This is a genomic window from Dyadobacter linearis, assembly GCF_907165045.1.
GTDB classification, from domain to species: Bacteria; Bacteroidota; Bacteroidia; order Cytophagales; family Spirosomataceae; genus Dyadobacter; species Dyadobacter linearis.
In genome coordinates this window covers 1,271,550-1,286,640 of sequence record NZ_CAJRAU010000001.1, presented here as the reverse complement: position 1 = coordinate 1,286,640, position 15,091 = coordinate 1,271,550, and the positions used below count along the sequence as shown (strand labels likewise).

Sequence of the window (15,091 nt, the reverse complement as noted above, 5' to 3'; positions counted from 1 at the left end):
AATGAATAAAAAGGACGGTTATTTCTCTGCCCACCAGAGCTTGGTTTTCATATCGTCGGCACCACCGTTCAGGCCAGCGCCCTCGGTAACTGCCTTCTGGTTCAGTGAATATTCCGAAGCCGGGTAGTTGAAGCGCGTTGGCAGGATACCACCATTGTTTAATACCGCTCGCGGGTCCGGTGCCGGAAATACAGGGAAGCCCGTCCGGCGCCATTCCACCCAGGCTTCAATACCTTGTCCGAACAGGGAGATCCATTTTTGTTCAAGCACTTTTTCCTTGCTGGCAGCTCCCGCTTTTGTGAAATAGTCGGCAGGAGGAGTGAGGCCGTATTGCGCGAATGAAGCAGTAATTCCATCTTGATAAAACTTCTTGGCATCGCCAGTGATATCACCGTCAAGCGCCGCCTCGGCCAGTATGAATTTTAATTCTGCAAAGGTCATGATCACCTCCGGCGCGTCGGCTTTTGTGAATGCGGTACCGATTGTAGAACTGGTGGCCAGGTAGCTGGTAGCGATCGCGTCCGGCAATCCGTTAGCATGTCCCTGGTACAAACCATCTTTGTTCGGGTTTGCGTAGACGGCAATGCGGGTATCGCCCATTGCATTCATCTTGTCAGCCAGCGTTTTGCTGATATTCCAGTCCGTACGTCCGCCCTGGATCAGAATCTGGTTCCATTCGTTGTTGCTCGGCAATACCGTTGTGCATTTCAGGGAAGCATTATCTGCATTACTCGTAAACACAGGGAACTTGGTCGCATCTGCCAGGATCTCCGCCATGATAGCCTTGGATTCAGCAGATTTTTTCGCAGCCTGGCGGTTAGCAAGTCTGAGCCGGAGTGAGTTGGCAAATTTTTTCCATTTCAAAATATCCCCTGAGTAAAGAATATCCCCCGCGATCGCCGGTCCGCCTACTGTCAGCTTTTCGTTGGCTAATTTGAGATCATTCAGCAAACCTGCGTAAACCACATCCATCGCATCGTACTTGGGTGTGTAAACCGGTTCCATCGCCGTTCCCTTGATTGCGTCGGTGTAAGGAATTGCGCCGTACATGTCTGTCAGCAATGAAAATACCCAGCTACGCATCACCAGCGCCACGCCTTCATAATTCGCATTCGGAGTAGCAGATTCCGGGTTTGTCTGCATGATAATGCGCTGGAAATTGAGCAATCCTTCGTTGAAGAATCCTTTCCAGTTGTTGGAAAGCAATGCAGGTGAAACCGTGTAATCGTCTCCCTCATTACTGTAAATATTCCGGGTCAAATGCTGTACGTACAGTTCGGCTGCGTCGATATTGATCCGCTCAAACCGGTCCCTGTGTCCCCAGTAACGGTCGATTGAAGTTTCAATGCCGGTAGGAAGGAGGTACTGCGGCCCGATCGCCGTGGGGCTGTTCGGACTTACGTTCATTTCATCAAAGTCCTTGGTGCAGCTTGAAGCGGTAAGAATACCTGCCAGCGCCGTCATCCAGATGGTTTTATGATTTAATATGTTTTTCATTTCAAAAATCTTTAAAGTCCTAGACTGGGTTGACTGGATCAGAATGACAATGAGATATTGGCTCCTACGCTGCGTGAACTCGGAAGCTCACCGTAGCCAAATCCCTGCTCGTTACCACCTTTGGCGTCGATCTCAGGATCGATGTGCGGCGTGTTTTTGAATATCATCCAAACATTGCGTCCCACTACCGAGATTTTGGCAGACTGTATTTTGATCTTTTTCAAAATGGAAGGACTGAAAGTGTAGCCCAGCGAAAGCTCCCGAAGCTTCACATAAGTAGCATCGAAAATCGCCGATTCGTGGTAGTTTCGAGGGTTGCTGTAACCGTAAAGCTGATTTGCAGTGACGATAATATCGTTTGGTACATAAGATTTCGAACCGTCAGCACCAGTCAATTCGCGCACACCCTGACCGATCACACCTTCTTCGCGACCAAGCGCGGTTTCAGCATATTGACCTGTCCAGCGCGCAGTACCAGTACCTTCATCGTAAATATCACCACCAACACGAACGTCCACCAATGCACTCAGCGAAATACCCTTGTAATTCAGTGTATTCATCATCCCGCCGATCCAGTCAGGCTGGATATTGCCCAGTTTTTGTCCGGCAGCAGTGATAGGAAGTCCATTCGCTCCGTACACAACTTGTCCGTTGTATTTTTGAAAACCAACCCCGTAGAATGTACCATAAGGCTGTCCCACGCGTGCTTCCGACGACATTCCTCTTTGTGTTGCCAAAGTATAGGTAGTAAGTCCTTCCGCCAGCTCTACCACTTTGTTGCGGTTGCGCGACCAGTTCAAAGAAACATCCCAGCTAAATCCGCCCGGCAGTTTCACCGGCGTTCCCGAGATTGAAACCTCAATACCCTTATTAGTGATCTTCCCTGCATTGAGAATACGAGTATTGTACCCGCTCGCCTTGGAAATTTCGACACCCAGGATCTGGTCTTTGGTAGTCTGATCGTAGTAAGTCACGTCCAGTCCGATCTTGCCTTTCAGGAAACGAAGGTCAGCGCCGATTTCTAAACCGGTAGTGATCTCAGGTTTCAGGTTACTGTTCGCGATCTGGATATTTTCTCCAAATTTGGGCACTGCGCCGTTCCAGGAGCCTTTTGCAAGGAATGTTTGTGCCAATTGATAAGGCGTTGCATCGTTACCAACCTGTGCGTAACTGGCGCGTACTTTACCGAAAGAGAAGATACTGCTGTTGATATCAAACAAGTCGGTAACAACTGCGCTCAGCGAAGCGGAAGGGTAGAAGTAGGAACGTGCGTTTGAAGGCAATGTGCTCGACCAGTCGTTACGCGCTGTCAGATCCAGGAACAATGCATCTTTCCAGGAGAAATTGGCTGTTCCAAACAAGCTTTGCGTTTCAGATTCCCTGATCTCACTTTCTATCGTGTTCTGGCTTGGTACCGAGTTTCCTGCATTGTACAGGCCGTCAACCACCATTTCACCTACATAGAAGTAGTTTCTTTTGTAATAATTTTTACGCTGAATACCTCCAAACTGAACATTCATGCCGAAGTCAGACGTGATATCTTTGTTATAAGTCAGCATGAAATCAGAGTTCGTTTCCTGGCTGCGCAGAACTTCTTCCGAAAAGCGGCCCGGCGTACGGACACCATTGCGGACGCGGAGGAAATTGGAAACGTTGATACGCGTGTCACTCCAGAAGTCAGTTCCGGTACGTACCAGCAGGCTCAGGGAAGGAAGGATTTTGTAGTTCAATGCGATATTTCCCATTAAACGATCCTTTTCATTCCCCGAAGGCAGGTTTTTCTGCGTGTAATAGGGATTCGTAAAAAACGTGTGCTGCCAGTGAGGAGGATCTGTATCCGCGCCGCGCTGATTGTGAACGCCGATATAGCTTTCATAATCGCGAAGCTGATCCCACGAAACGTGGCGGTGAGACCAGATAAATTCCTGTCCGCCGGAGTAGCTGCGGTTGTCCGAGCCAGACTTGATATATTCACCCGAAAGCGTAATGTTCAGGTTTTTGGTCAGATTGTAGCCCGAGTTGATCCGGAAATTATTGCGGTGAAAATCGTTATAGTACATGATACCTTTCTGATCCACGCGGCTCAATCCTAAACGGAAATAGCCTTTGTCGTTTCCGCCGTTCAACGCCACACTATTCGTGATCGTGCGGCCTGTTTGCCAGTATTCTTCCCAGTTATTAGGCTGGGGAGTCAGTGGTGCAACATCGTCACCAGTCCACCACTGTCTCACCATGCGTCCGTCCATAGGTGCTCCCCAGCTTTCATCGGTACCTTCTGAGCCAGCCAGAGGATATCTTGAGTCGTAAACCGACCTGTATTGTGCAATCTCGTTCGGATCTGTGATACTGCCGCTCCACCCGTCATTGTACCAGGTGCGGTAGCCGTTTCCTCCGCCGTAAGTGTTCTGGAAATCTGGTTTGATCCAGGGGCGCTCGAAAGTGATGTTTGAGTTAACATCTACGCCAAGTCCCTTTGTGCCCTGGCCATTTTTAGTAGTGATCAAAATAACCCCGTTGGCAGCACGTGAGCCGTAAAGCGCCGCTGCATTGGGTCCTTTTAATACCGACATTTCTTTGATATTGTCTGGGTTAACTTCTGAGATACCGCCTCCGAAAGTTTTGCTGGCAGTTTGCTCCATCGGTACACCGTCGATAACGATCAGTGGCTGGTTGTTTCCTGAAACGGAAGAAGAGCCGCGGATCTGGATCGTCGAGCTGCTGCCCGGGCCGCCGTTCGACTGTATCCTAACTCCCGCAATTTTACCGGAAAGTGCATTCGCCACATTCGTAGAGCGCGATTCTGTCAATGCGCTTCCTTTTACCTCCTGTACTGTATAACCGAGCGCTTTTTTCTCCCGCTCAATACCAAATGCAGTCACGACCACCTCGGAAAGTTGTCTCGTATCTGCTTCCAATTTAATATCAAATTGGGTCTGGTTTCCGATCGGCAGTTCTTTAATCAGAAAACCTACATAGGAAACGACAAGTGTTCCGTCGCCCGGAACCGAAAAGGTGAAATTTCCGTCTGCATCTGCATTGGTACCAACATTTGTTCCTTTCAGAATGACCGATGCACCAGCAAGTCCGAGACCATCTTCGGCCGCCAATATCTTTCCGGTGAGCTGCCTTACCTGGGCGAACGCAACCGGAGAGCAAAGGCATACCCATAATAATAAGAGTAGAACTTTACGCATGAGGAAGTAGAGTTAAAATGTAGTTAGGTGTAAATCCACGGAGAAAAAGTTATGGCTGTGTGGTGTCCACGTTGCCGTGCGCCGCACACACTTTCGCGTGGACAGAACAACACAGCCATAAGCTTGCAACACTGCTTTTCCGGAAAGCAATACCCTCTTTAATCGAGGACAGACATTAAAAAGTCGAGAAAAGGCAGAGCCTGACGCGACAGTTTGCCTGTCCACGGTAATCGGGAAACTATTATTAAAATAATTATATTGTTTTGAGGCGGAACCTGCTGAATGGATCGTAAATAATCCCCTCAGGTCTTAGTATGTTCCTCTCTCAACAGTCAGATATATTCATGTGCGGCTGGAATATATCTTCGGTTTAGAAGTTCAGTCATTCGTTTAACGACTTCTCAAATATACTGACAATGTGAAAAGATGCAAGAGAATAAATTAATTATATCGACTTTTTTGCAATAAAAATTGGTCATTTAAAACCTTTATAAAATCGTATTGTAATAATCTGATAAAAAATTTTACTTAACCATTTTTTAATATTGTCGATTGATTTAATAGATTAAAAATGCATATTTCGATTTGTAAATCCCTATAAAATAGACGTTTATGCTACTAACGTGTAGTTTTTCAGTGTCACGCTCGGTTACTAGTGTTCTGATTGCTCCGAAATGCGTATTCGAAGTATAGAAAAACAAAAAAGTGAGCCCCGGTTGGAAGCTCACTTTTGGTCTAATAGGAATAGTTATATTTATATGCTTTTCAAGAATCGATATATCTCTTCAATATCGGTTTGTAAGAATCGATTCTTCGGTCTCGCAAAAATGGCCAGGTGGTGCGATAGTGATCCAGCTTTTCGAGATCAAGTTCCTGCACGTGTGTCACTTCGCCTTCGTGCGGGGCGAGGTACAGCAATTTCCCGTGCGGGTTTGCGATAAATGAGCCGCCCCAGAACTGCTGGTCAGCTTCGCGCCCCACGCGGTTTACAGAAACTACATACACACCATTTGCCACGGCATGTCCTCGCTGGATCGTTTGCCACGCGCCATATTGTTCTTCATTGGTAGCGGGATCGGTTTCATTCGTGTCCCAGCCGATCGCAGTCGGGTAAAAGAGGATTTCCGCACCCATTAAGCTGGTAATGCGCGCCGCTTCCGGGTACCATTGATCCCAGCAGATCAGCACACCGATTTTCGCAAATTTCGTGTCGAATATCCGGTAACCGTCCCTATCAGCTACTTCACTTTGCGAATCACCGGTTGGGGCGTCGCCCGGCGTGAAGTAAAATTTTTCGTAGTAGCCCGGATCGTCGGGGATATGCATTTTGCGGTATTTGCCAAGGTAGGTTCCGTCGGCATCGAGTACCGCGGTAGTATTATGGTAAAGTCCGTGCGCCCGTTTTTCGAAGAGCGAAGCAATTATGACTACCCCCAGTTCCTTCGCCAAAACGCTCAGCTGATCGGTCGAGGGACCGGGAATAGGCTCGGCCAGGGCGAAGTTGCCGTGGTCTTCCACATCACAAAAATAAAGGGATTTGAAAAGCTCCTGAAGGCAGATAATATTCGCGCCTTTTTGCGCAGCCTCGCGAATTTTGATTGTAGCTTTTTGGAAATTGGCTTCAACATCAGCGGTACAGCTCATTTGTACCAAACCTACGTTTACTTTTTTTGTCATGAATCTGGTTTGTGGATTTGCCTTTAATGATCAGGAAATGTAACACTAATTCGAGGCGGGTAGTTCTTTGATCGGGAAAGAGAAGGAAATCTCGTTCATACATTTGAAATGCTTTCGCGGGCACGCTTTGTAGCCGATCTTGGAGCACGGGCGGCAACCCAGATCAGGCCTTTCCAGTACTTCGAATGCGGTTTTGTAGGGATACATGCCGAAACCCGGAATCGTATTTCCCCAGATCGAATACACTTTTTTCTTGAATGCGGCCGCTACGTGCATTAGTCCGGTGTCATGCGAAAACACGATGAGCGCCTTTTTTACCAGCGACGCAGACTGGTTGAAGTTATATTTTCCGCACGTATTCACGATCAGCCCGTCACCAATCGCATTCCGAATAATTTCTCCATTGTCAAAATCCTCTTTTCCGCCCAGCAGCATAACCGGATAATTGATTTTACGGCATAGCTCGACCATTCTTTCTACGGGCAATTTTTTGGTATTATGCTGGCCTCCGATCGCATACGCGACAAACGCGGCGCGGTGTGTTGGTGGCAGCCACTCTGGTTCCACATTATCCTTATAAGGTATGAAATAGTCCAGCCCCTGCCCGTCGTTCGTGATCCCGAAAGTAGCAAGCGTTTCCATATACCTGTCCACAATATGAATATCGGGCAGGTAGTCAATTTTGAACTGCGTGATCAGCCATTTAAGCACATTCAGCTTGTCGAAACTAAATGAAGGAACGCGCAATGCGAATTTGATCCTTAATGTGCGGATATTGGTATGCAGGTCGATTACGTAGTCAAAATGCTCTTTTTTCAGCTGTTCGAGTACTTGTTTCGTGTTTTTTTCGAGCAGCCAGATCTTGTCGACATAGGGGTTGTCGAGCAGCAGGAATTCGAATTTACTCTTGGTAAAATAGTGGATCTCGGCTTGCGGATGCTGCTGTTTCAGGCACCTGATCACCGGCGTTGTCAATATGATATCGCCAATGGATGAAAAACGGAGGATCAGAAATTTTACCGGTTTACTCACATTTGATGGGTTGATGTTGCAGTTATGCAAAAGAAGTAGTTTCGACGCTGTTTTAAAAGCCTGAAACTGCGTCGGGCTCATGTTAATGCAATACCTGCTCCGGTTTCAGCATTTCCGGCCGCTTGTGTTTCCAGCGCCTGTGGCTCCACAGCCAGTTATGCGGCTGGTTCTCAATATCGCGCTGCAAAATCCTGAGCTGCGTTTCCAGGATCGAGTTATTCGGAACTTCTCTTGGCTTGTCGGTGATCTTACAGATATTAACCTGATAGTAGCCGCGCTTGTCGGCCACTTTACTGAAATCTGCATACAAAACAGTCAGATTGTAGCGTCTGGCAATCGTTTCCACGCCCCTGAAAACCCCGGTATCCTGATTCAGGAATTGTGTCCAGAAAGCGGTTTTCGGGTTAGGCGACTGATCATTGGCCAATACTACCACATAAGGTTTTTCACGCGGCTTTTGCAGTTCTTTAAATATATTATCCATCGAAACCAGCTTCGCTCCGAATCTCGTCCGCAGGTCTCGAAGCCATTGGTCTGACTCCGGATTTTGCAGCGGGCGGTACACTACAATGCATTCGTGGGTGAAGTTAAGGGACGAAAAAAGGTTAGCCAGTTCCCAGTTGCCCCGGTGCCCCATGAGGTATATTATATTGGTTTTGGTGTGATAAAAAGTATCCATGATACTGATATCGCCCTGTATCCGCTCGCACACGCATTGCGGCGTAGCAGTGCGGAATTTGATCGTTTCTACGATAAGGTCAGTAAAATGCCGGTAGAAATTTTTAGCAATGCATTCCAGCTCTGCCTCCGTTTTTTCAGGAAAGCTGTTTCGGAGATTTTCGAAAATTACTTTTTTCCTATACCCGCCGACATGAAATATGGACCAGCAAAGAAAGTCAGAAAGTCGGAACGCATTTTTCCAGGATAGCTTGGAAATTCGGTTCAAAAGGGCAAAAAGTAATTTGGAGACGGTGCGTTTTTTTAAAACAGATTTCACAATACCAGGGTTATACTATGAGTAAGTAAACGTTGGCATTTGTCTACTAATTTTGTTAGATTCACTCTTTCAAACAATTGCATGAACATGCTGGAAGGATTATTTGATATTAAGAATGATCGCCGTCTGAGTGTTTACCTGTACCGGATCGGTTTTGGCATGTGGCTGATGTACCTGGTGCTGGGTGCCCCTGCATTGCGGACGTACATGCATTACCGGCAGGATTGCGGCTTGCTTTCCTTTGCGCTGATGATTTTTGGTTTTACAGCTTCAATGGTATACGATTACGTGCATCACCACGATCAGTATGAAATCAAGAAGAAGTGGTTGTTTTTCAGCTATCTGATCCTGGCAGGTATTATCTATTTTCTGGAATTTCACCAGAAGGGCAGGGTGCTGGATATTAACTGGTTCCTTCGATTGCTTTAATATCAGCGTTCAACCGAACTTCCCTGCTGCATCATTTCATTCACTTTTTCAAAAGAAAGGTCCGGTAAAGCAGCTACTTTTCCGATGATCATTATCGCAGGCGACCCAATTTCGCTTACTTTGGAAAGCGGCAAAATATTACTGATACGCCCCGTTACAACCTTCTGATTTTCCAGCGTCCCGTTTTGAATGATCGCAATAGGTTCATCCATTTTATTCAGCCCTGAATACATTTCGACGATCTCACTGAGCTTATGCAAGCCCATTAAAACCACAACCGTAGCAGAAGATTGCGCCGCGAGATGCAGGTCTTTGGATAGCTCGTGGGCTTTGGTGGTACCGGTAATCACCCAAAAACTTTCACTTAACCCCCTCGATGTGAGTGGGATACCCGCTAATGCAGGGACTGCATAACTGCTTGAAATACCGGGAATAATTTCGGATTCAATACCATAGCCTGCAGCGAAAATCACCTCCTCATATCCGCGACCGAATATGAAAGAGTCGCCACCTTTGAGACGCACGACTTCACCATATTGTTTCGCTTTTTCGACGATCAGGTCATTGATTTCATCCTGTCCGCAGCTCGTTTTACCAAAGCGTTTTCCGACAAGTATCTTGACACAATCCTCAGGGCAATGGTCCAGTAAAGAAGGGTGGGCGAGGGAGTCGTACAGCACGACGCGGGCCTTTTGCAAAGCCTTGACTCCCTTCAAAGTGATCAAATCAGGATCACCCGGCCCCGCACCGATTAATGTAAGTTTCATATTGTTTTGCTGTTGGCCGTTAGCCATTTAGCCCTTAGCAAAAAAACTAACAGCTAAAAGCTAATCGCTAACACCTAATCCTTAGCTATCTTTTCCGAAAGACAATTCCTGCAATGCCGGCTCTCCGGTTTCCGCTAGTTGCGTTTCGCGGGTGTAGCGAACAAAATTCAGGAATTTATCCGCAGTACTGATGAAGTAGGTTGCGAATTGCTCGGTTGGTTCAAATTTATTAATGCTGAATACCAGTGACTTAAATGGTGTTGCAGCTTTTTCAGCAAGCGCAAATTCAGCAGGCGTTTCATATTCGAAATCCTGACCGAAATGTGTTTCAAAATCATTGATAATACCATATTGTGTGTTGGTATTCACATCTTTGGTCATTAGCAAACCTTTCGCGCCGGTGATAAATACGTTGTAAGCATGATAAATAGCATCCGCCCAAACACCCGATTCGAAGTTCTCTTTGGCAAGATTCAGTTTCTCCTGACCTTCTGTTATCGTAGTAGCTACCAGATCCACCATCACACTCGCGCATTCACCCACACCGATCTCAGTTTTGAAAAGCTCGTCGTGGTCCCAGTCGCGGTAATCGTCGTCGCTCACGGTCGAAAGATCTGCGAGCGGTTTCAGTAGCTGGAAGAAATAGTTCTTGGTTTGACGCTGGTAGTATTGATTGTAATACTCTCCATCGTACGCATTTTTCTCATAATCATCGAAAAGCATACGTAATGCTTCCGGTCCGCGCTTGGTCGGCACTTTGATCACTTTATCTCCGATCAAACCAACTCCGTCTCCCGTAAAACCGCCGCCAAGTAAAACCTGTAATGCAGGAAGAACCAGTTTGCCATTTTTTACAGAGCTTCCGTGAAAGCCGATGTTACAAGCATTATGCTGCCCGCAACCATTCATACATCCGCTGATTTTTATCTTAATATCCTGATTATAAATCATTTCGGGATATTCGTCGCGCATTACATCTTCCAGTACGCGGGTAATTCCGTAGCTGCTGGAAATCGCAAGGTTACAGGTATCCGTTCCCGGGCAGGTGGTAATATCCATCGTGCTGTCAAAACCCGGTGCAGCCAGTCCTAGCTTGGCAAGTTCGTGGTAAATAGCAACCAGATCTTCCCCTTTTACAAACCGAAGCAAATAGCCCTGGTTTACAGTCACCCGAATATCGTCCGCTGCATATCGACGCACTACATCTGCTAGGCTCCGCGCGATATTTGAATTCATATCACCGAGCAAAACCCGCAATTGTACTGCGTACCAGCCTTTTTGTTTTTGTTCAAAAGTGTTGGTTCTCAGCCATTTTGTGAAGTTATCCAGCTTGTCAGCGTCGATACTCTCGGCGGCTATTTTCAAGATATCAGACTCGCTCAAAGAAGGACGATCCGCATAGTTGATAGACTCAACTTCCTTCGTACCGAACAGATCTTCCGGAATTTCAAAAACTTTATTTTTAACCGCAGTACGCTCTTCCTCCACCTTGGCCAGCATATCTTCCAGGCCCAGGTCGTTCAGAAGAAATTTCATCCGCGCTTTGTGGCGACGAACGCGTTCTCCGTAGCGGTCGAATACACGTAATAGTGCTTCTATGAACGGTATTACGTCTTTTTCTTCAAGAAATTCAAATGCTGTTTGTGCTGAAAATGGCTGTGCGCCTAATCCACCACCGATCAATACTTTAAATCCTTTGACGGTCTCCCCGGCTGCATTCACGCCCATTTTGGCGATCAGCCCCACATCGTGGATGAATGCGAGCGCAGTGTCTTTTTCAGAGGAGGAAACGGCAATCTTGAATTTCCGCCCCATATCCTGATTGATCGGATTGCGGAGAAAATAGGTAAATATCGAATGCGTGAGCGGCGTTACGTCGAAAGGTTCGTCAGGATCAATACCAGCGATAGAAGATGCTGTCACATTGCGGATCGTATTTCCGCAAGCTTCTTTTAGCGTAATCCCGGCATCTTCCAGATCAGCCCATAACTGCGGTGAATCAGAGAGCTTTACAAAGTGTAGCTGAATATCCTGGCGCGTGGTCGCATGCAGGTTTCCAGTAGCAAATTTGTCCGAAGTATCCGCAATCCGCACGAGCTGATCCGCGGTAATGCGTCCATAAGGTAATTTGATACGGATCATTTGAACCCCCGGCTGGCGCTGACCATAAACGCCGCGCGTCAGACGAAACTTCCGGAAAACCTCCTCCGGAGTGTCACCTGTATTAAATGCATTGATTTTTTGGTTTAAATCAACGATATCACGCTTAGCAACGGCGGATACTTTGTCAGAAATGATTATTTCGCTCATGGTGATATTCTGTATTTATTCAATCATGCATGCCCCAACGGTGACATTCGAAGTCTCATCGATCAGGATCGCTGCGCCGTTTGCGCGGTTTTTCTGATAAGGATCGTATGCAATTGGCTGGGCTGTTCTTAAAATGATTCTGGCAACATCGTTCAATTTCAGGCTTTCCACCTCGTCCATTTTCTCGTAAGAATTGATATCGATCTGATATTCAATGTCCCGGACTGAACAGCGGGATCTGGCAGTGCCGTGTTGTAACACGTATTTGTTTCCTGGTTTCAGCGTTTTTCTGTCGTCCATCCAGCAAACCAGCGCTTCGATGTCCTGACTTACAATAGGGGAATTATTGAGAGAAACAATATTATCTCCGCGGCTGATATCGATATCGTCTTCTAATAATATCGTTACAGATTCTAAAACAGAGGCTTCTTCTATTTCGTTTCCGCCAAATTCTATTTTAGCGATTTTAGATTCCTGCTCGGAAGGCAATACTTTAACCAGATCTCCTTTTTTGAAAGTACCGCTTTGAACCCTTCCTGCATAGCCGCGGTAATCGTGCAGCTCGTCAGTCTGGGGGCGGATCACGTATTGTACCGCAAACCTTCCGTCTTCCTGGTTCTGGTCTTTCAATACATTCACAGTTTCAAGAACAGAAAGCAGCGTCTCGCCCGTGTACCAGCTCATATTCACAGATCTGTCCACGATATTATCACCGTTCAATGCGCTCACCGGAATGATCGTCAGGTCTTTGATATTCAGCTTATTGGCAAGTTCCTGGTAGGATTTTGCTATTTCTAGAAATGCATCTTCCGAGTTACCAACGAGGTCCATTTTGTTAATCGCCACAATTACGTGGGGAATACCCAACATCGAAGCGATCAGCGAATGTCGGCGGGTTTGTTCTACCACACCGTGGCGCGCATCTACCAAAATAATGGCCAGATCTGCATTGGAAGCACCGGTAACCATGTTGCGGGTATACTGAATATGCCCCGGCGCGTCAATACTGATGAATTTTCGGTTGGGTGTCTGGAAATATTTGTAAGCTACATCTATCGTAATGCCTTGCTCACGCTCCGAACGAAGACCGTCGGTTAATAACGCAAGATCAATTTCTCCCGTATTACGACTTTTGCTGGCACGTTCGATCGCTTCCATCTGATCTGCCAGTATATTTTTTGTATCGTAAAGCAGGCGACCGATCAAGGTACTTTTCCCATCGTCAACCGATCCTGCTGTTATAAATCTTAGTAAATCCACCTGTTTAATGTTGAATTATTGAATGATTGAATTTTGACCGGGTCGCCGGTGCGATGAGTGAATTAGCGAGTTGTGAATGAGTGACTGAAATGAATCCCTTTCCTCCATCCTCCTTCCTCCCTTTCCTCCTTGTTCAAAAATACCCTCCCTTTTTCCGATCCTCCATCGCAGCCTCAGTTTGCTGGTCGTCGATGCGGGTTTCGCCGCGTTCGCTGATCCTCGAAATCGAAATTTCTGCAATTACTTCATCCAAAGTTGCTGCGCTGGATTCAACCGCTGCGGTACAGGTCATGTCGCCCACCGTCCGGAAACGAACCTGGCGTGTTACGATCTGATCTTCGGGGTCGGTTTCGATGACCGGTGTATTATTCAATAATTTTCCGTCGCGCAGGATCAGCTCTCTTTCGTGGGCGAAGTAAATAGAAGGCAATGTGATCCCTTCTCTTTTCAGGTAAGCCCACACATCCAGTTCCGTCCAGTTGGAGATTGGGAACACGCGCACGTTTTCACCTTTTTGGATCCGTCCGTTGAACAAATTCCAAAGTTCAGGCCGCTGCCGTTTCGGGTCCCACTGACCGAATTCGTCGCGGAAAGAGAAGATACGCTCTTTGGCGCGCGCTTTTTCTTCGTCCCGGCGGGCTCCGCCAATGCAGGCGTCAAATTCAAATTCTTCGATGGTATCCAGCAAAGTAAAAGTTTGCAGCCAGTTGCGGCTTGCGTTTTTGCCGGTTTGCTCTTTCAGCCCCTTCGCTTTGATCGTATCTTCCACATATCTTACCACCAGCTTTGCGCCAATCTTTTCAGCAAGCTCGTCGCGGTAATTGATCGCTTCGATGAAATTGTGTCCGGTATCTACATGTACCAGCGGGAAGGGGATTTTACCTGGGGCAAATGCTTTTTGGGCAAGATGAACGAGGGTGATCGAATCTTTTCCACCGGAAAAAAGTAAGGCCGGACGTTCAAACTGTCCCGCGACCTCACGCATAATGTAAATAGCTTCCGCTTCAAGCTGATCCAGATAATCCGGGGCTTTCTTTTCCGCACTTACCGAAGCTTCATTGACTGAAATTGACATGGTTGTTATTTCTTTTCAAGATTGATGTATTGGCTATTAGCAGTCAGCTATTAGCCGTACACTTTTTTTAAAATTATATACACTAAACAAACGCAAAGAAGCTTATCGCTAAAAGCTAAAAGCTAAAAGCTAAAAGCTAAAAGCTATTTCGCATGCAGCCCGCATTCTTTCTTCGATTCGTCTTCCCACCACCAGCGACCGGCGCGGAAATCTTCGCCTTCCTGGATCGCCCGGGTACATGGCGCGCAGCCAATGCTCACAAACCCTCTGTCGTGCAGCGGGTTATAAGGAATACCGTTCGATTTGACGTAATGTTTTACTTCCTCAAAAGACCAGTCTAGAATTGGGTGGAATTTAACAAGGTTATGCGCTTCATCAGCTTCAAGCCGCTCCATTCCCTGACGGTTTCCAGACTGCTCTGCCCTGATGCCGGTAACCCAGATCTTCGCGCCCTTTAAAGCGCGGTTCAGAGGTTCCACTTTGCGGATAAAGCAGCATTCTTTTCTGTTTTCCACGGAATCGTAAAAGCTCAAAGGTCCTTTCGTGCTCACCAGTTCCTCTGCGGCCTGGGTTTGCGGGTAATATACTTTGATCTTTGTATCGTACCGGTTATTCGTTTTTTGCAGCGTCATATAAGTCTCGCTGAAAAGCCTTCCGGTGTCGAGTGTGAAGATGGTAATGTTCAGGTTATTCTTTAAAATCAGATCAGTAATTACCTGATCCTCATATCCCAGGCTGGTTGAAAACACAACCTGCCCGGGAAACAGATCCGCCAGTATCGCCAGCGACTCTATTTCGTTCTTCCCTTCAATGGCCGCGTTTAAAGATGCTAATGCTTCGTTCATGGTGTAAA

Annotated in this window: 11 protein-coding genes; 1 reads left to right on the top strand and 10 read right to left on the bottom strand. The window is 46.9% G+C overall.

What is annotated here, in order from left to right:
• Window positions 1–18: 18 nt before the first annotated feature.
• The 5 genes from KOD92_RS05275 to KOD92_RS05255 all read right to left on the bottom strand — a co-directional run bounded on the left by KOD92_RS05275 (window position 19) and on the right by KOD92_RS05255 (window position 8,397).
• Window positions 19–1,497 (bottom strand): SusD/RagB family nutrient-binding outer membrane lipoprotein, encoded by a 1,479-nt coding sequence (locus tag KOD92_RS05275; protein ID WP_215232441.1) that lies wholly within the window; start codon window positions 1,495–1,497, stop codon window positions 19–21.
• Window positions 1,498–1,535: 38 nt separating this feature from the next.
• Entirely contained in the window at window positions 1,536–4,691 is a 3,156-nt protein-coding gene (locus KOD92_RS05270; protein ID WP_215232440.1) for a SusC/RagA family TonB-linked outer membrane protein, read from the bottom strand.
• Between the two features lie 765 nt (window positions 4,692–5,456).
• The gene (locus KOD92_RS05265; RefSeq protein ID WP_215232439.1) at window positions 5,457–6,368 is read right to left on the bottom strand and encodes a carbon-nitrogen hydrolase; all 912 of its coding nucleotides are present in this window, start codon (window positions 6,366–6,368) and stop codon (window positions 5,457–5,459) included.
• 45 nt (window positions 6,369–6,413) lie between these two features.
• Complete coding sequence (locus tag KOD92_RS05260; protein ID WP_229254533.1) at window positions 6,414–7,400, bottom strand: glycosyltransferase family 9 protein; 987 nt, start codon at window positions 7,398–7,400, stop codon at window positions 6,414–6,416.
• Window positions 7,401–7,482: 82 nt separating this feature from the next.
• Window positions 7,483–8,397 (bottom strand): lysophospholipid acyltransferase family protein, encoded by a 915-nt coding sequence (locus KOD92_RS05255; RefSeq protein ID WP_255567377.1) that lies wholly within the window; start codon window positions 8,395–8,397, stop codon window positions 7,483–7,485.
• Between the two features lie 87 nt (window positions 8,398–8,484).
• Here KOD92_RS05255 and KOD92_RS05250 point away from each other — a divergent pair, with 87 nt between their 5' ends.
• Window positions 8,485–8,826: a hypothetical protein gene (locus tag KOD92_RS05250; protein ID WP_215232657.1), complete on the top strand. Its 342-nt coding sequence runs from the start codon at window positions 8,485–8,487 to the stop codon at window positions 8,824–8,826.
• A 2-nt stretch (window positions 8,827–8,828) separates the two neighbouring features.
• Here the strand turns inward: KOD92_RS05250 and cobA are convergent, their stop codons facing one another.
• The 5 genes from cobA to KOD92_RS05225 form a co-directional block, all read right to left on the bottom strand.
• Window positions 8,829–9,593: a uroporphyrinogen-III C-methyltransferase gene (gene cobA, locus KOD92_RS05245; protein ID WP_215232436.1), complete on the bottom strand. Its 765-nt coding sequence runs from the start codon at window positions 9,591–9,593 to the stop codon at window positions 8,829–8,831.
• 81 nt (window positions 9,594–9,674) lie between these two features.
• Window positions 9,675–11,903, bottom strand: coding sequence for a HEPN domain-containing protein (locus tag KOD92_RS05240; protein WP_215232435.1), 2,229 nt, complete (start codon window positions 11,901–11,903; stop codon window positions 9,675–9,677).
• 15 nt (window positions 11,904–11,918) lie between these two features.
• Window positions 11,919–13,163 carry a sulfate adenylyltransferase subunit 1 gene (locus KOD92_RS05235; RefSeq protein WP_215232434.1) on the bottom strand — a complete coding sequence of 415 codons (1,245 nt, stop codon included), beginning with the start codon at window positions 13,161–13,163 and terminating at the stop codon, window positions 11,919–11,921.
• Between the two features lie 133 nt (window positions 13,164–13,296).
• The gene (gene cysD, locus KOD92_RS05230) at window positions 13,297–14,238 is read right to left on the bottom strand and encodes a sulfate adenylyltransferase subunit CysD (RefSeq protein ID WP_215232433.1); all 942 of its coding nucleotides are present in this window, start codon (window positions 14,236–14,238) and stop codon (window positions 13,297–13,299) included.
• A 143-nt stretch (window positions 14,239–14,381) separates the two neighbouring features.
• The gene (locus KOD92_RS05225) at window positions 14,382–15,083 is read right to left on the bottom strand and encodes a phosphoadenylyl-sulfate reductase (protein WP_215232432.1); all 702 of its coding nucleotides are present in this window, start codon (window positions 15,081–15,083) and stop codon (window positions 14,382–14,384) included.
• Window positions 15,084–15,091: the final 8 nt, after the last annotated feature.

What these genes read in the sequence shown, in the direction of transcription:
- KOD92_RS05275 (WP_215232441.1), bottom strand. Translation starts at nt 1,497, where the DNA reads ATGAAAAACATATTAAATCATAAAACCATCTGGATGACGGCGCTGGCA.
- KOD92_RS05270 (WP_215232440.1), bottom strand. Translation starts at nt 4,691, where the DNA reads ATGCGTAAAGTTCTACTCTTATTATTATGGGTATGCCTTTGCTCTCCG.
- KOD92_RS05265 (WP_215232439.1), bottom strand. Translation starts at nt 6,368, where the DNA reads ATGACAAAAAAAGTAAACGTAGGTTTGGTACAAATGAGCTGTACCGCT.
- KOD92_RS05250 (WP_215232657.1), top strand. Translation starts at nt 8,485, where the DNA reads ATGCTGGAAGGATTATTTGATATTAAGAATGATCGCCGTCTGAGTGTT.
- cobA (WP_215232436.1), bottom strand. Translation starts at nt 9,593, where the DNA reads ATGAAACTTACATTAATCGGTGCGGGGCCGGGTGATCCTGATTTGATC.
- KOD92_RS05240 (WP_215232435.1), bottom strand. Translation starts at nt 11,903, where the DNA reads ATGAGCGAAATAATCATTTCTGACAAAGTATCCGCCGTTGCTAAGCGT.
- cysD (WP_215232433.1), bottom strand. Translation starts at nt 14,238, where the DNA reads ATGTCAATTTCAGTCAATGAAGCTTCGGTAAGTGCGGAAAAGAAAGCC.
- KOD92_RS05225 (WP_215232432.1), bottom strand. Translation starts at nt 15,083, where the DNA reads ATGAACGAAGCATTAGCATCTTTAAACGCGGCCATTGAAGGGAAGAAC.